This is a genomic window from Mycobacterium sp. UM_Kg1, from assembly GCF_000972925.1.
GTDB classification, from domain to species: domain Bacteria; phylum Actinomycetota; class Actinomycetes; order Mycobacteriales; family Mycobacteriaceae; genus Mycobacterium; species Mycobacterium hiberniae.
The window spans coordinates 1-19,235 of record NZ_JRMK01000023.1 but is presented as its reverse complement, the minus strand read 5'-3'; the positions used below and the strand labels follow the sequence as shown (position 1 = coordinate 19,235).

Genomic DNA, 19,235 nt, shown 5'->3' with positions numbered 1-19,235 from the left:
GCTCAGGCTTTGGCGCCGTGGCGGCCGGCGCCGCCGGCGAACCGGCCCGCCCCGCGCAGCGCCTCATCGCCGACCCGCTCGATGCTGTCGAATTCCTGATCCAGTGCGTGGGATTCGGTCAGGCCCCACTGCCGCAACGCCGACAACCGGTCCGAACGCAGGCAGCCCTGCGGCAGCTCGGCCAGGTCGAGCGCCAACCGCTCCGCCGCCCGGCGCGCGTGGCCGGGGGGAACCACCCGGTTGGCCAGGCCGATTGCCAGCGCCTCCTCGGCGTTCACCGCCCGGCCGGTGAGGATCATGTCCATGGCGCGGCTGTGCCCGATCAGCCGAGGCAGTCGCACGGTGCCGCCGTCGATCAGCGGTACCCCCCAACGCCGGCAGAAGACGCCGAACACCGCGTCGGCCTCGGCCACCCGCAGGTCGCACCACAGCGCCAGTTCCAGTCCCCCGGCCACCGCGTAACCGCTCACCGCGGCGATCACCGGTTTGGACAACATCATTCGGGTGGGCCCCATGGGGCCGGGACCGCTGCGGTGGGTCTGATTGGCGTTCGGGGTGCCCAGCGCTTTGAGATCGGCACCCGCGCAAAATGTTCCGTGGTCTCCCCACAGCACCGCCACCGACGCCGCCTGGTCGCGGTCGAACTCGTCGAAGGCCTGATACAGCGCCGCGGCGGTCGGGCCGTCGACGGCGTTGCGCGCGTGCGGCCGGTTGAGGATCACCGTGGTGACCGGGCCGCTGCGCTCCACACGTACCGAATCGTTCATTGCAACACCGCCTCTCGGCCCGCCTCGCGGCGCGAGGCCAGTTCGTCCGCGAAGGCCGCGTAGCGGCTGCGGATTCGCGCTCCCGGCCAATCCGCCGGAAGCAGTTCGGTTGGCAGCACCGGATCCCGGCGCAGGTGGCGGACCATGGCCGCAGCGACGACGAAGCGGGCCGGGATGTCCGTCGCCTCGGCCATGGCGGCGAGCAGCTCGTGGCCGGTCCGTGCCCACCCGGTCAGATCCCACAGTGTGGCAGCCAGTTCGGCCGGATGGTCGTCGCGAGCGGTGAGCAGCCGGGTGTGCTGCGCCAAGCCGTCGAGCTCGGCGGCGATATTGGCCGGGCGCATCCAGAACCCCTCGCGCAGTTCGGCGAACCGCCGCTCGGACAGCCCCGCCCGCAGGCCCGCGCGGGTTCGCGCGTCGCAGCCGACGCTGGTGATCACCACGGCCAGCCAGTCGCCGTCCCAGTCTGTGGTCTGCGGGTCCAGGGCGGCGTCCTGTTGACGCTGGCGCTCGAGCAGACGCTCGGACAGTCCGTAGCCCTCGGCGGAGCGCACCAGGTCGCCGGCGGCGACCAGCCGGGTCAGCGCGACCCGCAAGGCGGTCTCTTTGATGCCGAAACCGGTGGTGAGACGCAACAATTCAGCCGCGGTAGCCGACGCCGGGTGCGCCCCGAGCAGCACCGACAGGACTACCGAGCGCGCTGTCATCCGTACGGGCATGGCGTGGCTTCCTAAACCCCGGAGGCCTGCCGGCCGTAGTCCCCGAACGGCTCGTCGCGGTGCCGCACGGCGTCGCGAAACCCGTGTGCCACCGCGTCGGCGACGAAAGCATGGCCTTCGGGGGTGTGCCGCGCCACCCCGTCGAATACGGTGCTGACCATCCGGCTGGTGGCAACGCCCTGTTGCAGCAGCGCGGTGTTGAGCGCGAGTTTCGTCATGATCAGCTGGTTGACCGGCATGGCGGCGATCCGGGCCACCAGGCGCTCGGTGCGCTCATCGAGGTCGGCCGGATCGGGCGCCTCGATCGCCAGCCCCCATTCGGCGGCCTGCGCCCCGGTGATGCAGTCGCCGGTCAGCAGAAGCCGTTTGGCGCGCTGGTCGCCGAGCCGGTGGGCCCACAGTCCCGCGGCGGGCACTCCCCACACCCGGGCCGGCGGATAACCGATCTTGGCGTCGGATGCCGCGATCACCTGGTCGGCGTGCAGCGCGATGTCGGTGCCGCCGGCCACGCAGTAACCGTGGATCTTGACCACGGTGGGCTTGTCGGCGTACATCAGCGACGCAAAACCGCGCACGAAACGGCTCATCATCTGGTAGTCGATCATCGGGTCCCACGGCTTGTCCGGGCGATGGTTGGCGGCCTGGGTCTTGCCGTCGAGCACGGTGCCGCGGTAGTCCCCCCCGCCGGCCGATGCGGACCCATCGGCGTAGGCGCCCAGGTCGAAGCCCGCGCAGAAGCCCTCGCCGCGGCCCGACACCAGGATCACGTGCACATTCGGGTCCAGATCGGCTCGCTCCACCAGGGCCGACAGCTCCAGTGGGGTGTCGGCGGTGATCGCGTTGCCGTGCTCGGGGCGGTCGAAGGTGATCCGGGCGACGCGGTCGGTGACCTCGTAGGTCATGGTCCGCAGGTTGTCGAATTCGACCGGGGCGATGTGGTGCCGCATGGCGTGCCGGCCTCAGCCCTTGACCAGTGCGCGCTCGATGATCGGTCCGAGGTCCAGACCGGCCGGCAGGGTGCCGTAGGCACCGCCCCACTGGTGCGCGAGCCGGGTCGCCAGGAACGCCTCGGCCACGGCCGGGTGGCCGTGGCGCACCAGCAGCGCACCCTGCAGCGCCAGGCCGATGTCCTCGGCGATTTTGCGGGCCTGGTTCTGGGCGGCGACGAGGTCGGATCCGAGGCCGGCCAGTCGGGTCTGCAGCGCCGCGACGTGGGCGTCCAGGCGCTGGTCCTGCCCGGCGGCGCCGGCGAGTTCGTCGAAGAGCACGTCCACCGACTGCGGGGCGGTGGCCAGCGCGCGCAGCGTGTCCAGGGCGCTGACGTTGCCCGAGCCCTCCCAGATGCCCATCAGCGGCGCCTCCCGATACAGCCGCGGCATCAGCGAGTCCTCGATGTAGCCGTTGCCGCCCAGGCACTCCATCGCCTCGGCGGCGTGCGGCGTGGCGCGTTTGCAGACCCAGTACTTGGTGGCCGCCAGGCCGAGCCGGCGCAGCAGGCCCTCGCGCTCGTCGCCGCGCACCGCCTTGTCCGTGGCGCCGGCCATCCGCATCGCGACCATGGTGGCCGCCTCGGCCTCCACGGCCAAATCCGCCAGCACGTTGCGCATCAGCGGTTGATCGATCAGGTAGGCGCCGAACGCCTTGCGGTGCTGCGCGTGGTGGGTGGCGCGAGCCAGCCCCATCCGCATGCTGGTCGCGCTGCCCAGCGCGCAGTCCAGCCGGGTGAGGTTGACCATCTCGATGATGACCGAGACCCCGCGGCCCTCCGGTCCCACCAGCCACGCGGTGGCGCCGTCGTACTCGACCTCGCTGGAGGCGTTGGCGTGGTTGCCCAGTTTGTCCTTGAGCCGCTGCAGCCGCATCCGGTTGCGGGTCCCGTCGGGCAGGATGCGGGGCAGGAAGAAGCAGCTCAGCCCACCGGGCGCCTGCGCCAGCACCAGGAACACGTCGCACATCGGCGCCGAGGTGAACCATTTGTGGCCGGTCAGGGTGTAGCTGCCGTCGGCGTTGGGCACCGCCTGGGTGGTTCCGGCGCGCACATCGGAGCCGCCCTGCTTCTCGGTCATCGACATGCCCGCGGTGATTCCGGCTTTGGTCACCGGCACCTTCAGCTCGGGGTCGTAGACGCGGCTGGTCAGCAGCGGCTCGTAGGTCTTGGCGAGTTCGGCGTTGTTGCGCAGCGCGGGCACGACCGCATACGTCATCGAGATCGGACACATGTGACCCGGCTCGGCGGTCCACACGCCGGTCTGCGCGGCGCGGACCACGTGCGCGCCGGGCCGCGGGTCGGCCCACGGGGCGGCGTGCAGGCCGTGCGCTATCGCGGCGCGCATCAACTCGTGGTAGGCGGGGTCGTATTCGACCTCGTCGATCCGGTTGCCGACCACGTCGTGGGTGTGCAGCACCGGGCGGTTGCGGTCGGCCAGCCGGCCCCAGCGTTGCACCTGCTGGGATCCGGACAGGGCTCCGAGTTCGGTCACGGCGTCGACGCCCCACTGGCCTCCCTCGCGGATCAGCGCCTCGATCAGGACCGGGGACGAGGCGGGGTTGAACCCCTCCAGCGGAAGTACCTGGTTGGTGACGATATGCGTGTCGGCCATAACCGGAGTATTACCGTTTTTCCACGCATGCACAATGGCTGTAACCGCAAGGAGTCCGACGAAATAAACGGCGGTCACAGCCTGAAGTCGGGAGGTTCAGGCCGTGACCGCCGTCGATTTTGAGGCGCCGGACTAGGCGCTGCGCATTCCCCCTACGCCATGTTGCTCAGACATGTGGACCCCCTCCAGTGCCGAGATGACGAGTGCGCAGCCGCCGCAGTCACGGCGCCTACACACATTTGTAGCACGAAACCAACTCGTTGTCATGTTGAAACTACTGAATCGGCCATAAGGGATGGTTTTCCGGCATCCGCATTATCAGCTCACGCGATCGCGCAGGAACGCGATGTCGGCCTTGCGGCCCTCCTCCGCGGTTTCGCAGATCACCGGCGCACCGGCGGCCTTGACCACCGCGACCAGCAGGTCCGGATCGATCTGGCCGGTACCGAAGTTGGCGTGCCGGTCGCGCCCGGAACCCGCGGCGTCCTTGGAGTCGTTGCAGTGCACCAGATCGATGCGCCCGGTGATCGCCTTGATGCGCTCCACGGCGTCGGGCAGGGATTCCCCGGCCGCCCAGGTGTGGCAGGTGTCCAGGCAGAACCCGACGCCGGTATCGCCGATGTGGTCCCACAGCTTGGCGATGGTGTCGAAGTGCCGCGCCATCGCGTACTCGCCCCCGGCGGTGTTCTCCAGGTACACCGGGACCGTGGTCTCCAGGCGGTCCAGCGCCTTGCGCCATCGGACGAAACCGGCCTGCGGATCGTCGTCGTCGGCGGTGACGTGGCCGCCGTGCACGATCACCGCCACCGCGCCGACGTCGGCGGCGGCATCGCAGGTCTGCTGCAAGACGGTGCGCGACGGGATGCGCACCCGGTTGTTCGGCGAGGCGACGTTGATCAGGTAGGGCGCGTGGACATAGATCGGCAGCGCCGCCGCGCGCAGTTGCGCCGCGTCTTCGCGGGGCTTGGGAGCCTTCCAGCTCTGCGGGTTGCCGAGAAATATCTGCACCACCTCGGCCCCCTCGGCCTCGGCGGCTGCCAGCGGATTCTGCGGGCGCACATGGGATCCGATCAACACGGCGGCCAGCCTACCGGCGCCGCGACGCCGACGGTCAGTCCAGTTCGATCGGCCAGGTGTGCACCGGCTGGTTGGTGTGCATGTGCGTGCAGTAGCGGCGCAGCATCTCCGACAGTGCGGCAGTTCGGCTGGCGCCCCGCTCCTGCAACGCCCGAACCGTCGCCACCTGCCAGGTGGCGCCGTTGCGTCCGGTCGTCACCCGATCGGCGATGATGCCCAGGTAGTGGTCGACCACCTCGGCTGCCACGCCCCATTCCTCCAGACCCTGCCGGGCCGACGGCAGCAGCACGCGCCGCGTCAGCTCCGCCGCACTCACCTCGCCCAGGCCCGGCCAGAACAGCCGGGCCGCCATGCCGTGGCGCGCCGCCCGCCGAAAGTTGTCGTGGGCCACCGCAAAACCCAACTGGGTCCACAGCGGACGCTGCTCACGGGCCAGGCGGTGCAGCAGGCCGTAGTAGAAGACCGCGTTAGCCACCATGTCGGCGACCGTAGGACCCGAGGGCAGGACGCGGTTCTCCACCCGCAGGTGTGGCCGGCCGTCCACGACGTCGTAGACCGGGCGGTTCCAGCGGTAGACGGTGCCGTTGTGCAGACGCAGCTCGGCCAGCTGCGGGGGGCGGCCCTGCGCGAGTTCGTCGGCCGGGTCCTCGTCGGAGATCTCGGGAAGCAGCGACGGGAAGTAGCGCACGTTCTCCTCGAACAGGTCGAAGATCGAGGTGATCCACCTTTCGCCGAACCAGACCCGGGGCCGCACGCCCTGGTTCTTCAGCTCGTCGGGGCGGGTGTCGGTGGACTGGGCGAACAGCTCCACCCGGGTCTCCGCCCAGAGCCGATGGCCGAAGAAGTAGGGGGAATTGGCGCCGATCGCCAGTTGCGGGCCGGCCACCACCTGCGCGGCATTCCAGTGGCTGGCGAAGTCTGACGGCGAGACTTGCAGGTGCAATTGTGTACTGGTGCAGGCCGATTCCGGCGCGATGTCTCCGACGTGCAGGTTCAGCGGCTCCGGGCCGTCGATGTCGATGTCGATGTCTTCGCCGCGGGCGGCGAAGATCGAGTCATTGAGCGCCACATACCGCGCGGAGTCACTCATCCAGTCCCCGGACAGGTGCTCGGGCATCAGCGTCGGCAGAATCCCGATCATCACGATCCGCGCGTCGTGGGCGCGGGCCTTGGCCTCGGCGGCATTGAGCCGGGCCCGCACCTGCGCTTCGAGGTCCAGCGCGGACAGCGCCGTGAACTGCCGGGGCGGCACGTTGAACTCGATGTTGTAGGAACCCAATTCGCGCTGAAACGCCGGATCGTCGATAGATGACAGGACACCGGCGTTGGCCATGGCGGGCCGGTAGTCTGCGCCGATCAGGTTGCCCTCGATCTCCATACCGGTCAACGGCGGATCGCAGTCGAAGCTGGACTGGGCCAGCATCGTCTCGAAGACATCCAGGCACTGCTGGATCTTGTGCCGGTACTGGCGGCGCTGCTTGCGCGAGAAGGTGGTGTCTTTGAGTTCGTCCCCCATGCCAACGATGCAACCGGGTCGGCTGCCGGGCCGCAACCTTGCGTGCTCACCGGGGGTCCACGCCGCCTTCTGCGCGGCCGAACGAGAAGAGCCCCGGAGCGCTGCTCCGGGGCTCTTCTCGTGTGCCGACTAGCGGTAGTCGCTGTATCCGTAGTCGTCCAGCGGAACCGCGGCACCGGTGGCGGCGCCGAAGTCCGGGCTGTAGTACTGATCCTCGTAGGACGGGATCGTGTACGCAGCGGCCCGGGCCTCCTCGGTGGGCTGCACGGCGATGTTGCGGTACCGGTTGATGCCGGTGCCGGCCGGGATCAGCTTGCCGATGATCACGTTCTCCTTCAGGCCCTGCAGCTTGTCGCTGCGGCAGTTGATCGCCGCATCGGTCAGCACGCGGGTGGTCTCCTGGAAGGAGGCCGCCGACAGCCACGAGTCGGTGGCCAGCGACGCCTTGGTGATACCCATCAGCACCGGCCGGCCGGCCGCGGGCTCGCCGCCCTCGGCGACCACGCGACGGTTCTCGGTCTCGAACTCGGCCCGCTCGGTCAGCGATCCGGGCAGGAACTCCGTGGCGCCCGAGTCGATGATGGTCACCCGGCGCAGCATCTGCCGGACGATCACCTCGATGTGCTTGTCGTGGATCGACACACCCTGGGCCCGGTAGACCTGCTGGACCTCGTTGACCAGGTGGATCTGCACCTCACGGGGCCCCTGCACACGCAGCACCTCGTGCGGGTCGGCAGAACCCTCCATGAGCTGCTGTCCGACCTCGACGTGGTCGCCGTCGGCCAGCAACCGCTCCGAGCCGTCGTCGTGCTTGAACACGCGCAGCCGCTGACGCTTGGGCAGCTTGTCGTAGACCACTTCCTCGCCACCGTCGTCCGGCACGATCGTGATCTTGTAGAACTTCTCGCCCTCTTCGAGCTGCACCCGACCCGCGACGTCGGCGATCGGCGCCTTGCCGCGCGGCACCCGGGCCTCGAACAGTTCCTGCACCCGCGGCAGACCGCCGGTGATGTCCTCACCGACACCACCCTGGTGGAAGGTACGCATGGTCAGCTGCGTGCCGGGCTCACCGATGGACTGGGCGGCGACGATACCGACCGCCTCACCGATGTCGACCAGCTTGCCGGTGGCCATCGAACGGCCGTAGCAGGTGGCGCAGACTCCGGTTCCGGTGGCGCAGGTCAGCACCGAGCGCACCTTGACGCTGGCGACACCGGCCGCCAGCAGTGCCTCGATCGACGGGTCGCCCAGGTCGTGTCCGCGCTCGACGACAACGTTGCCGTTGCTGTCGACCGCGTCCACGGCCAGCGTGCGGGCGTACGCCGACGTCTCCACGAACGGGTTGCGGATCAGCGATCCATCGGCCTGGACCTCGGCCAAGTCGACGATGATGCCGCGCTCAGTACCGCAGTCGTGCTCGCGCACGATCACGTCCTGGGACACGTCCACCAGACGACGAGTCAGGTAACCGGAGTCGGCGGTACGCAAAGCGGTGTCCGCCAGACCCTTTCGGGCGCCGTGGGTGTTGATGAAGTACTCCAGCACGGTCAGGCCCTCACGGAACGAGGACTTGATGGGCCGCGGGATGAACTCACCCTTGGGGTTGGTCACCAGACCCTTCATGCCGGCCAGCGTCCGGGTCTGGGTGAAGTTACCCGTGGCCCCGGAGTCCACGATCGTGATGATCGGGTTGTCGGACGGGTAGTGGTCACGCAGCGCCTGACCCACCTCTTCGGTGGCTTCCTTCCAGATCTCCACCAGCGCCTCGTTGCGCTCGTCCCGGTTGAGTGCACCACGCTGGAACTGCTTCTCCAGCTTGTCGGCGCGCTCCTCGTAGGAGTCGAGGATCTCCTTCTTGCGCGGCGGCACCAGCACGTCGGCCATCGACACCGTGACCCCCGAACGCGTGGCCCAGTAGAAGCCGGCGTCCTTGAGCTTGTCGACGGTCTGCGCGACCACGATCATCGGGTAGCGCTCGGCCAGGTCGTTGATGATGACGGCCTGAACCTTCTTGTGCATCTGCTTGTCCACGAACGGATAACCGGCCGGCAGCAGCTCGTTGAACAGGACCCGGCCCAGCGTGGTCTCGGCGATCCAGGCGCCGCCCGGGCGCCAGCCGTTCTCGCCGAACAGCTCGGTCTCCACCTCGGCCGGCGGCCGCAGCTGGTCCAGACGCACCTTGATCCGTGCCCGCACGCTCAGCGCGCCGCGGTCCACGGCCATGATCGCCTCGGCCGGCGAGGAGTACACGCCCGTCTCCGGACGGTCCTTGGCCGCCGGAGTGTATTCGCCTGTGTCACCTTCGATCTCGGTGGTCAGGTAATACAGGCCCGTAACCATGTCCAGTCGCGGCATGGCCAGCGGACGACCCGACGCCGGCGACAGGATGTTGTTGCTCGACAGCATCAGGATGCGGGCCTCGGCCTGCGCCTCGGCGCTCAGCGGCAGGTGCACGGCCATCTGGTCGCCGTCGAAGTCGGCGTTGAAGGCCTCACAGACCAGCGGGTGCAGCTGGATGGCCTTGCCTTCCACCAGCTGCGGCTCGAAGGCCTGAATACCCAGCCGGTGCAGCGTGGGTGCACGGTTGAGCAGCACCGGGTGCTCGGCGATGACCTCTTCGAGGACGTCCCACACCTGGGGGCGCTGCCGCTCCACCATCCGCTTGGCGCTCTTGATGTTCTGCGCGTGGTTCAGGTCGACCAGCCGCTTCATCACGAACGGCTTGAACAGCTCCAGCGCCATCAGCTTCGGCAGACCGCACTGGTGCAGCTTGAGCTGGGGACCGACGACGATGACCGAACGGCCCGAGTAGTCGACACGCTTGCCGAGCAGGTTCTGACGGAACCGTCCCTGCTTGCCCTTGAGCAGGTCGCTCAGGGACTTCAGCGGGCGGTTGCCCGGTCCGGTGACCGGCCGGCCACGACGGCCGTTGTCGAACAGCGCGTCGACCGACTCCTGCAGCATCCGCTTCTCGTTGTTGACGATGATCTCGGGCGCACCCAGATCGATCAGTCGCTTGAGCCGGTTGTTGCGGTTGATGACCCGGCGGTACAGGTCGTTGAGGTCGCTGGTGGCGAACCGGCCACCGTCGAGCTGGACCATCGGGCGCAGCTCCGGCGGGATAACCGGCACCGCGTCGAGCACCATGCCCATCGGGGAGTTGCCCGACTGCTGGAACGCGGCGACCACCTTGAGGCGCTTGAGGGCGCGAAGCTTCTTCTGGCCCTTGCCGTTCTTGATGATGTCGCGCAGCGACTCGGCCTCGGCGTCGATGTCGAAGGTCTCGATGAGCTTCTGGATCGACTCGGCGCCCATGGCGCCGGTGAAGTACTCGCCGTAGCGGTCCACCAGCTCGCGGTAGACGGTCTCGTCGACGATCAGCTGCTTGGGAGCCAGCTTGACGAAGGTGTCCCAGATGTTGTCGAGGCGGTCCAGCTCACGCTGGGCACGGTCGCGCAGCTGGCGCATCTCGCGCTCGCCGCCGTCGCGAACCTTACGGCGCACGTCGGCTTTGGCACCCTCGGCCTCGAGCTCGGCCAGGTCGGCCTCGAGCTTCTGGGCGCGGGCCTCCAGGTCGGCGTCGCGCTGGTCCTCGACCGCCTTCTTCTCGACGACCATCTCGGCTTCCAGGGTGGACAGCTCGTTGTGGCGCATCTCGGTGTCGACGCTGGTGATGACGTAGGCCGCGAAGTAGATGATCTTCTCGAGGTCCTTGGGCGCCAGGTCCAGCAGGTAGCCCAGGCGCGACGGCACGCCCTTGAAGTACCAGATGTGGGTGACCGGGGCGGCCAGTTCGATGTGGCCCATCCGCTCACGACGCACCTTGGCGCGAGTCACCTCGACGCCACAGCGCTCACAGATGATGCCCTTGAAGCGCACCCGCTTGTACTTGCCGCAGTAGCACTCCCAGTCGCGAGTCGGTCCGAAGATCTTCTCGCAGAACAGGCCGTCCTTCTCGGGCTTGAGCGTGCGGTAGTTGATCGTTTCCGGCTTCTTGACCTCGCCGTAGGACCATTGCCGGATGTCCTCCGCGGTCGCCAGGCCGATGCGGAGCTCATCGAAGAAGTTGACGTCGAGCACGTAACTCCCTTTCCCCTTGCGGGATTAGTAACTAGTAACTAGGCCAGGTCTTCCACAGAAGCGGATTCGTTGCGGGACAGGTTGATTCCCAGGTTCGCGGCTGCCCGCTCCAGGTCCTCGTCCTCGCCTTCGCGCAGCTCGATCGCCGCACCGTCCTTCGCCAGCACCTCGACGTTGAGGCACAGCGACTGCAGCTCTTTGAGCAGCACCTTGAAGGACTCCGGGATGCCCGGCTCGGGGATGTTCTCGCCCTTGACGATCGCCTCGTAGACCTTCACCCGGCCGACGGTGTCGTCGGACTTGATCGTGAGCAGCTCCTGCAGCGTGTACGCCGCACCGTAGGCCTGCATGGCCCAGCACTCCATCTCACCGAACCGCTGGCCACCGAACTGCGCCTTACCGCCCAGCGGCTGCTGGGTGATCATCGAGTACGGACCGGTGGAACGCGCGTGAATCTTGTCGTCCACCAGGTGGTGCAGCTTCATGATGTACATGTAGCCGACGGTCACCGGGTACGGGAACGGCTCACCGGAGCGGCCGTCGAACAGCTTCGCCTTGCCGTCGCCGTTGACCATGACCTCGCCGTCGCGGTTGGGCAGAGTCGAGGCCAGCAGGCCCTGCAGCTCGGCCTCCCGCGCCCCGTCGAACACCGGGGTCGCGGTGCGGGTGTCCGCTCCGGCGGCGTACAGCTCCTCGGGGAGCTGGTCCGCCCAGTCCGGCACACCGGCCGCCACATCGATGTTCCACCCGGTCTTGGCGATCCAGCCCAGGTGGGTCTCCAGGATCTGACCGATGTTCATGCGTCGCGGCACACCGTGGGTGTTCAAGATGATGTCGACCGGCGTGCCGTCCGGCAGGAACGGCATGTCCTCCACCGGCAGGATCTTGCCGATGACGCCCTTGTTGCCGTGGCGGCCGGCCAGCTTGTCACCGTCGGAGATCTTGCGCTTCTGCGCGACGTAGACACGCACCAGCTCGTTGACACCGGCGGGCAGCTCGTCGTCGTCCTCCCGGGAGAACACCCGGATGCCGATGACCTTGCCGGACTCACCGTGCGGCACCTTCAGGGAGGTGTCGCGGACCTCGCGGGCCTTCTCGCCGAAGATCGCCCGCAGCAGCCGCTCCTCGGGCGTCAGCTCGGTCTCACCCTTGGGGGTGACCTTGCCGACCAGGATGTCGCCGTCGCGGACCTCGGCGCCGATACGGACGATGCCGCGCTCGTCGAGGTCGGCCAGCACCTCATCGGAGACGTTCGGGATGTCCCGGGTGATCTCCTCGGCGCCCAGCTTGGTGTCGCGGGCGTCGATCTCGTGCTCCTCGATGTGGATCGAGGTCAGCGTGTCCTCCTCGACCAGCCTGTTGGACAGGATGATCGCGTCCTCGTAGTTGTGCCCTTCCCACGGCATGATCGCCACGAGCAGGTTCTTGCCCAGGGCCATCTCACCGTTGTCGGTGCACGGGCCGTCCGCGATCACCTGACCGGCCTCCACGCGCTGGCCGGCGTTGACGATCGGACGCTGGTTGGCGCAGGTGCCGTGGTTGGACCGGTTGAACTTGCGCATCCGGTAGGTCTGCCGGGTGCCGTCGTCGGCCATCACCGTGACGTAGTCGGCAGACACCTCCTCGATGACACCGGTCTTGTCGGCGACGATCACGTCCCCGGCGTCGATCGCGGCGCGCAACTCCATGCCGGTGCCCACCAGCGGCGCCTCGCTGCGCACCAGCGGAACCGCCTGACGCTGCATGTTGGCGCCCATCAGGGCACGGTTGGCGTCGTCGTGCTCGAGGAACGGGATCATGGCCGTGGCCACCGACACCATCTGGCGCGGGGAGACGTCCATGTAGTCGACCTCGGCCGAGGACACGTACTCGACCTCGCCGCCCTTCCGGCGGACCAGAACGCGGTCCTCGGTGAAGTGACCGTCGTCCTCCAGCGGCGAGTTGGCCTGCGCCACGACGTGGCGGTCCTCCTCGTCGGCGGTCAGGTAGTGGATCTCGTCGGTGACCACACCGTCGACCACCTTGCGGTAGGGCGTCTCGATGAAGCCGAACGGGTTGACCCGCGCATAGACCGACAGCGACCCGATCAGACCGATGTTGGGGCCTTCCGGGGTCTCGATCGGACACATCCGGCCGTAGTGGGACGGGTGCACGTCACGAACTTCCAGGCCGGCCCGCTCCCGGGACAGACCACCCGGGCCCAGCGCCGACAGGCGGCGCTTGTGGGTCAGGCCCGACAGCGGGTTGTTCTGGTCCATGAACTGGGAGAGCTGGCTGGTGCCGAAGAACTCCTTGATCGCGGCGACCACCGGGCGGATGTTGATCAGGGTCTGCGGCGTGATGGCCTCGACGTCCTGCGTCGTCATCCGCTCGCGGACCACCCGCTCCATCCGGGACAGGCCGACCCGGATCTGGTTCTGGATCAGCTCACCCACGGTGCGCAGCCGCCGGTTGCCGAAGTGATCGATGTCGTCGACCTCGACGGGAACCTCGACGCCGCCCGGCACCGTCATGGTGGCCGAGACGCCGTCCTGAGCGGCCTGGTGCAGGCGCACCAGGTACTCGATGGTGGCCACGATGTCCTCTTCGGTCAGCGTGGTCGGCTGCGACTCGCCCGGGTTGGCGGTCAGGCCCAGCTTCTTGTTGATCTTGTAGCGACCCACCCGCGCCAGGTCGTAGCGCTTCTCCTTGAAGAACAGGTTCTCCAGCAGCGTCTGCGCGGACTCCTTGGTCGGCGGCTCGCCCGGACGCAGCTTGCGGTAGATGTCCAGCAGCGCCTCGTCGGGGCTGGCGGCGCTGTCCTTCTCCAGCGTCGACATCATGATCTCGGAGAAGCCGAACCGCTCCCGGATCGCCTCGGAGGTCCAGCCCAGCGCTTTGAGCAGGATGGTGACCGGCTGGCGGCGCTTGCGGTCGATACGGACGCCGACCAGGTCGCGCTTGTCGACGTCGAACTCCAGCCAGGCGCCGCGGCCCGGGATCACCTTCACCGAGTGCAGCGTCTTCTCGGTGGACTTGTCGATGTTGGCGTCGAAGTACACGCCCGGCGAACGCACCAGCTGGGACACCACCACGCGCTCGGTGCCGTTGATGATGAACGTGCCCTTCTCGGTCATCATCGGGAAGTCACCCATGAACACCGTCTGGCTCTTGATCTCGCCGGTGTTGTTGTTGATGAACTCCGCGGTGACGAACAGCGGGGCGGCATACGTCATGTCCTTGTCGCGGCACTCCTCGACCGGCGCCTTGACCTCGTCGAACCGCGGGTCGGAGAACGACAGCGACATGGAGCCGGAGAAGTCCTCAATCGGGGACAGCTCTTCGAGCACCTCTTCAAGGCCACCCTTGGGCGCAGCACCGGTCTGCTGGGCCATCTTCTCGCGCCACTGCGGCGCCCCGATCAGCCACTGGAACGAGTCGGTCTGCACGTCGAGCAGACCGGGAACCTCGAGGGGCTCACGCAGCTTGGCGAAGGACACCCGGTTGGGGGCCCCGGGCACGGAGCTGTTGGGAGAATTGTGGGTGGTAGTACCTGAAGCGTTCTTTTTGCTCTGGCGGGAGACTGCCAAGATGCATCCTTCCAGCACCTAATGCGGCCAGCGGACCCCGGATCTCACCGGGCCCGTTCGCTGCGAATATCGACCGTTGGTTCGGCTGGCGAACGCTCTGTCCGGTCTCACGCACAGCCCAACCACGAGGTGACAGTCCTGAATCGAGCCGACGGACCTGGCTCAGGCTGTACTGCGGTGTTCGGGTGCGAGTAAGGGATGGGCAGGAGGAAGCCAGCGCAACGTCCAACAATAGCGCAGGCTGACGCAATCCTCAACTGCGCCGTCCCGGAGCCCTATCGGTGCTGGCTGGCCTCCGCCGAGCTCCCCGCAAGTGTGCTGGTGAACAGATTGGACCGTCGAGGTCCGTCCGTCAAGAGCTGAGGTCGGCGAGCCTTGCCGGACTCAGCCAGGCGGGGTCGGGATGGACGCAGTGGGAGCGTCTTCGTCCGCCGGGAACTCGTGCACGGCGTACTTGTTGGTGCCGTCGAGCTCGTCGCGGATGGCCGCCTGGGCGTTGGGCGGCAGGGTGTGCAGAATCTCGCGCACCCGAGCCCGGCGGCGGGCCACCCCCTTGCGCTCCGGCAGGCCGGGGGTCGCGCTGAGCTGGGGCGGCACGCCCTCGATCTCTTCGACGCCGCCGTCGCTCTGGCCGGCGGCGATCATGGCTTCCTCGGCCGCCGCGGTCGCCTGGTCCTTCTCCTCGGACATGCCGATGGGGCCGATACGCCGGCCGTTGAGGAACTGGCGCACCACCGGCTCGTCCGAGGTCAGCAGCACCTCGCGGGGCCCGAACATCACCAGTTCCTTGCGGAACAGCATGCCGATGTTGTCCGGCACCGTGCGCGCGATGTTGATGTTGTGCGTGACGATGAGGATGGTGGCGTCGATCTGGGCGTTGATGTCGATCAGCAGCTGGCTCAGGTAGGCGGTGCGGACCGGGTCCAGGCCGGAGTCGGGCTCGTCGCAGAGGATGATCTGCGGGTCGAGCACCAGCGCCCGGGCCAGGCCGGCACGCTTGCGCATACCGCCGGAGATCTCGCCGGGGAACTTGTAGCCGTCGTTGGGCATACCGACCATCTCGAGCTTCTCCATGACGATGTCACGGATTTCCTTCTCGGACTTCTTGGTGTGCTCACGCAGCGGGAAGGCGGTGTTGTCGTAGATGTTCATCGACCCGAACAGCGCGCCGTCCTGGAACAACACGCCGAACAGCGTGCGGATCTCGTAGAGCTCCTTGGCCGAGCACTGCAGGATGTCGGTGCCGTCGATGGTGATCGACCCGCGCTCGGGGCGCAGCAGGCCGATCAGGGACTTCAAGAACACGGACTTGCCGGTACCGGAGGGTCCCAGCAGAACGCTGACCTCTCCCTCGGGAATGGTCATAGAGACGTCTTCCCAAATCCGGGCCGATCCGAAGGACTTGGTAAGCCCCTGTACCTCGATGGCGACACCCATTAGTGAGGTCCTTCCGCAACGTCGTCATGCCACGACTGGCTTGTGGCTTGGGCCACTGTAGCGCACCCGGGCGACCGTTATCGGAGGTCTGCCTCAGTCAACTGGTGCCCAGTTGCCGTGGAAGCCCATCGGAACCCGTTGCGGCAGGTGCACGGTGGCAACCGACTCACAGGTCGCGGCGTCGAGGATCAGCAGTTGACCCTCGTCGGCGCCCCGGTGGTGGGCCATACCGATCAGAACGCCGTCATCCTCCTCCCGGCCGCCGGGCCTGGGCACGAACGACATCTCGCCGATCACCAGCGCCGGATCCAGCGGCGCGGTCAGGCTCGTCCCGTTGCGGTAGTCGTGCTTGTAGAGCGCGGTCGACATCGGCGTCCCCGCCCCGCCGACGAAGCCGCCCTGGATGCCCATGGTGTAGCCGAAACGGTGTTTGACCCCCGTCAGCGCCTCGTTGATCCGGGGGAACTCCTGCGGCCGGTCATCGCGCGCCTCGGTGTTCACCGCCCCGGTGTCGAGGTTGATCGTCCAGCGGTCCAACGTGGGCGGAACGTCGCCCGGGCCGTGCCGGTCGACCTCGAACATCTTCGCGTAGCGCACCACGTCGAGGACCAGCAACTCGTGTCCGGCCGCTGTGACTTCGGTGTAGGCGTTGACCGGGTGGAAGACATAGCAGGGCTCCACCTCGAACCAGCGCACCTTCGGCGCGCCCTCGCGCGGCATCACCCCGATGCGCGCGGGGTAGTCGGCATTCCAGGAGTAGGGCATCCCGGACGGGGGCCTGGTGTCGCGGTTGACCAGCGCGGTGACCGGGTTGGGCAGCCGGACCTTGCCGATCAGGTTGCTCAGCACCAGTCGGGCCGGCGCCTTGAGCCAGCGGGGCATGCGCACCGGCAGCACGTCGGCCGAATCGAAGGTGACCGGCAGGTCGTAGACCACCACGTACTTCTCGGTCAGCGAGAAGTCGTGCATCATCGGCGCTCCGGTCACCGCGATGTCGACGGAGCGGCGCATGCGCCCGGCGGTGTCGATCACCGAGTACTGCACAGAACTGCCCCGGGCGAAGGAATAGGACACGGCGTGCAACTCGCCGGTGCGCGGGTCACGATGCGGGTGCGCGGTGTAGCCCCCGTACAGGGTGCCGTCGAAGTCGCAGGTGCCGACCGTGTCCAGATCCTCGGTCAGCTCGTAGCTGGCCACTCCCCCCTCCACCAGCGCCAGCGTCTTGCCGGCGTGCTCGAGCACGTTGGTGTTCGGTCCGACGGACTTCATCCCGGCCCGCACGTCGATGCGGCCCGGCAGGGGTTCGCCCAGCGCGGCGCAGACCGCCGGGGTGCGTACCCAGCGGTTGCGGTACCACCGGGCCCGGCCGTCACCCAACGCCACGCCGTGCACCATCGGGTCGCCGGTGAACCAGTGGTAGGTCGCCGGATCGACGTCGGCGACCGGGTTGGGCCCGTTGCGCAGGTAGCGGCCGTCGAGGTAGTCCGGGATCTGGCCGGTGACGCGCAGGTCGGTCACCGTCAGCTCGGCGTCCACCGGCGCCAGGACGTCGTCGAGGTAGGGGTTCGGCGTCCGCGCCGAACGTGACGTGTCGATCGACATGGAAGCCTCCATAACATTGTTATTTCAGTGTTATTTGAACCGTACGCCGCCTGTGCGACGATGGCAAGCGTGACTTCGCAGCCCGAGCGGACGGTGCGCGAGGACTTGCTGGCCGCGGCCCTCGCCCTGCTCGACGAACACGGTCCCGAAGCGCTGCAGACCCGCAAGATCGCCGCCGCCGCCGGAACCTCCACCATGGCGGTCTACACCCACTTCGGCGGGATGCCGCAGCTGATCGCCGCGATCACCGACGAGGGCCTGCGCCAGTTCGACGAGGCACTGACGCTGCCCGCCACCGACGATCCCGTCGCCGACCTGCTCGCCACCGGCATCGTCTACCGCAGGTTCGCCCGCGATCGGCCCCACCTCTACCGGCTGATGTTCGGCAGCACCAGCGCACACGGCATCAATGCGCCCGCCCACAACATGCTCGCGTTCGGCACCGCCGAAATCGACGCCGCGGTGCCCAGCTTCGCCCACCTGGTCCGCGGCGTGCACCGATCGATACAGGCCGGCCGCCTGCGGGTGGCGCCGAACGAGTCGGCCGAGCAGACCGACGCGGCGGTGGTGGCCGCCGCCGCGCAGTTCTGGACGGTGATGCACGGCTTCATGATGCTGGAGCTGGCCGGCTACTTCGGCGAGTTGGACGACGAGGTCTACGCGGCAACCCAGGTCCTGAGTCCGATGACGATCAGTCTGCTGGTCGCCCTCGGCGATACGCCCGAGCGGGCGGCGCATTCGCTGGCCGCGGCGCTTCACCACGGCTGAACGGCAAAAGCCCCCGGACCCTTGCGGGGCCCGGGGGCTTTGCTGCGTAGCGCTACTACTTGACGGTGACGCTGGCGCCGGCGGCCTCGAGCTTGGCCTTGGCGTCCTCGGCAGCCTCCTTGGCGACCTTCTCCAGCAGCGGCTTGGGGGCGCTGTCGACCAGGTCCTTGGCTTCCTTGAGGCCCAGGCCGGAGACGATCTCGCGGACCACCTTGATCACGCCGATCTTCTTCTCGCCGGCCGACTCCAGGATGACGTCGAACTCGGACTGCTCCTCGCCGGCCTCAGCGGCGGCGGGGGCGCCACCAGCGACGGCGGCCACAGCGACCGGAGCCGCGGCGGTGACGTCGAAGGTCTCCTCGAACTGCTTCACGAACTCCGACAGTTCGAGCAGGGTCATCTCTTTGAAGACGTCGAGCAGCTCTTCGGTGGACAATTTAGCCATGATTTCGGTCCTTTCTGATTCCGGTTAGGGAAGTTGGGATTGGGGTTATTCGGTCTCGGCCGCAGCCTCGGCGGCCTCCGCCGGAGCGTCGGTCTCGGCGGGAGCCTCGGCCTCGGCCGGCGCCTCGGCAGCCGGGGCCTCGGCGGCAGGAGCTGCCTCGGCGGGCTTCTTCTCCTGCAGCGCCGCTGCCAGGCGCGCCATCTGCGATGCCGGGGCAGCGAACAGTCCGGCAGCCTTGGACAGGTTGGCCTTCATGGCACCGGCCATCTTGGCCAGCAGCACCTCGCGCGACTCCAGGTCGGCGATGCGCTCCACCTCGGCGACGGTCAGTGCCCGACCGTCCATGTAGCCGCCCTTGATGACCAGCGCCTTGTGGTCCTTGGCGAACTTCTTGATGGCCTTGGCGGCGTCGACGGGCTCACCCCGAACGAAAGCGATCGCCGTCGGACCGGCGAACAGCTCGTCGAGGCCCTCCAGCCCGGCCTCGGCAGCAGCCCGCTTGACCAGCGTGTTCTTCGCCACCGTGTAGGTGGCCGAACCGGCAAGTGATCGCCGCAGCTCCGCCAGGTTCGCCACCGTCAGACCGCGATACTCGGTGATCAGGGTGGCGGCCGACTCGTTGAACTGCTCGACGATGCTGTCTCTTATACACATC

13 protein-coding genes are annotated in these 19,235 nt (G+C 67.9%); 1 reads left to right on the top strand and 12 read right to left on the bottom strand.

What is annotated here, in order from left to right:
• Window positions 1-2 precede the first annotated feature (2 nt).
• From LI92_RS05730 to LI92_RS05685, 10 genes are all read right to left on the bottom strand, one after another.
• Window positions 3-767: a crotonase/enoyl-CoA hydratase family protein gene (locus tag LI92_RS05730; RefSeq protein ID WP_046316934.1), complete on the bottom strand. Its 765-nt coding sequence runs from the start codon at window positions 765-767 to the stop codon at window positions 3-5.
• Window positions 764-1,474, bottom strand: a complete 711-nt coding sequence (locus tag LI92_RS05725) for a PaaX family transcriptional regulator C-terminal domain-containing protein (protein ID WP_046316988.1) — start codon at window positions 1,472-1,474, stop codon at window positions 764-766. The genes LI92_RS05730 and LI92_RS05725 overlap by 4 nt, the downstream gene beginning before the upstream one ends.
• 23 nt (window positions 1,475-1,497) lie before the next feature.
• Window positions 1,498-2,433, bottom strand: a complete 936-nt coding sequence (locus LI92_RS05720) for a crotonase/enoyl-CoA hydratase family protein (protein WP_046316930.1) — start codon at window positions 2,431-2,433, stop codon at window positions 1,498-1,500.
• A gap of 12 nt (window positions 2,434-2,445) precedes the next feature.
• A complete protein-coding gene (locus LI92_RS05715) occupies window positions 2,446-4,086 on the bottom strand; it encodes an acyl-CoA dehydrogenase family protein (protein ID WP_046316925.1) in 1,641 nt (546 codons plus the stop codon).
• Window positions 4,087-4,404: 318 nt separating this feature from the next.
• Entirely contained in the window at window positions 4,405-5,163 is a 759-nt protein-coding gene (locus LI92_RS05710; protein WP_046316922.1) for a deoxyribonuclease IV, read from the bottom strand.
• A 34-nt stretch (window positions 5,164-5,197) separates the two neighbouring features.
• Window positions 5,198-6,679 (bottom strand): glutamate-cysteine ligase family protein, encoded by a 1,482-nt coding sequence (locus LI92_RS05705; protein WP_046316920.1) that lies wholly within the window; start codon window positions 6,677-6,679, stop codon window positions 5,198-5,200.
• A 129-nt stretch (window positions 6,680-6,808) separates the two neighbouring features.
• Window positions 6,809-10,759 (bottom strand): DNA-directed RNA polymerase subunit beta', encoded by a 3,951-nt coding sequence (locus LI92_RS05700; protein WP_046316919.1) that lies wholly within the window; start codon window positions 10,757-10,759, stop codon window positions 6,809-6,811.
• A gap of 38 nt (window positions 10,760-10,797) precedes the next feature.
• A complete protein-coding gene (rpoB, locus tag LI92_RS05695) occupies window positions 10,798-14,328 on the bottom strand; it encodes a DNA-directed RNA polymerase subunit beta (protein ID WP_192829987.1) in 3,531 nt (1,176 codons plus the stop codon).
• A 384-nt stretch (window positions 14,329-14,712) separates the two neighbouring features.
• Window positions 14,713-15,765: an ABC transporter ATP-binding protein gene (locus tag LI92_RS05690; RefSeq protein WP_046316916.1), complete on the bottom strand. Its 1,053-nt coding sequence runs from the start codon at window positions 15,763-15,765 to the stop codon at window positions 14,713-14,715.
• 93 nt (window positions 15,766-15,858) lie between these two features.
• Window positions 15,859-17,367, bottom strand: coding sequence for a carotenoid oxygenase family protein (locus LI92_RS05685; RefSeq protein WP_502691402.1), 1,509 nt, complete (start codon window positions 17,365-17,367; stop codon window positions 15,859-15,861).
• A 60-nt stretch (window positions 17,368-17,427) separates the two neighbouring features.
• Here LI92_RS05685 and LI92_RS05680 point away from each other — a divergent pair, with 60 nt between their 5' ends.
• Complete coding sequence (locus LI92_RS05680; protein ID WP_046316915.1) at window positions 17,428-18,135, top strand: TetR/AcrR family transcriptional regulator; 708 nt, start codon at window positions 17,428-17,430, stop codon at window positions 18,133-18,135.
• Between the two features lie 55 nt (window positions 18,136-18,190).
• Here LI92_RS05680 and rplL read toward each other — a convergent pair whose 3' ends face one another.
• Window positions 18,191-18,580, bottom strand: coding sequence for a 50S ribosomal protein L7/L12 (gene rplL / locus LI92_RS05675; RefSeq protein ID WP_046316910.1), 390 nt, complete (start codon window positions 18,578-18,580; stop codon window positions 18,191-18,193).
• A gap of 45 nt (window positions 18,581-18,625) precedes the next feature.
• Window positions 18,626-19,234 (bottom strand): 50S ribosomal protein L10, encoded by a 609-nt coding sequence (rplJ, locus tag LI92_RS05670; protein ID WP_046316909.1) that lies wholly within the window; start codon window positions 19,232-19,234, stop codon window positions 18,626-18,628.
• Between the last annotated feature and the right edge of the window lies 1 nt (window position 19,235).

Bases quoted from the DNA above. Each gene is read 5' to 3' on its own strand.
- LI92_RS05690 (WP_046316916.1), bottom strand. From the start codon at position 15,765: ATGGGTGTCGCCATCGAGGTACAGGGGCTTACCAAGTCCTTCGGATCG.
- LI92_RS05705 (WP_046316920.1), bottom strand. From the start codon at position 6,679: ATGGGGGACGAACTCAAAGACACCACCTTCTCGCGCAAGCAGCGCCGC.
- LI92_RS05725 (WP_046316988.1), bottom strand. From the start codon at position 1,474: ATGACAGCGCGCTCGGTAGTCCTGTCGGTGCTGCTCGGGGCGCACCCG.
- rplL (WP_046316910.1), bottom strand. From the start codon at position 18,580: ATGGCTAAATTGTCCACCGAAGAGCTGCTCGACGTCTTCAAAGAGATG.
- LI92_RS05680 (WP_046316915.1), top strand. From the start codon at position 17,428: ATGGCAAGCGTGACTTCGCAGCCCGAGCGGACGGTGCGCGAGGACTTG.
- LI92_RS05685 (WP_502691402.1), bottom strand. From the start codon at position 17,367: ATGTCGATCGACACGTCACGTTCGGCGCGGACGCCGAACCCCTACCTC.
- LI92_RS05715 (WP_046316925.1), bottom strand. From the start codon at position 4,086: ATGGCCGACACGCATATCGTCACCAACCAGGTACTTCCGCTGGAGGGG.
- rplJ (WP_046316909.1), bottom strand. From the start codon at position 19,234: ATGTGTATAAGAGACAGCATCGTCGAGCAGTTCAACGAGTCGGCCGCC.
- LI92_RS05720 (WP_046316930.1), bottom strand. From the start codon at position 2,433: ATGCGGCACCACATCGCCCCGGTCGAATTCGACAACCTGCGGACCATG.
- LI92_RS05730 (WP_046316934.1), bottom strand. From the start codon at position 767: ATGAACGATTCGGTACGTGTGGAGCGCAGCGGCCCGGTCACCACGGTG.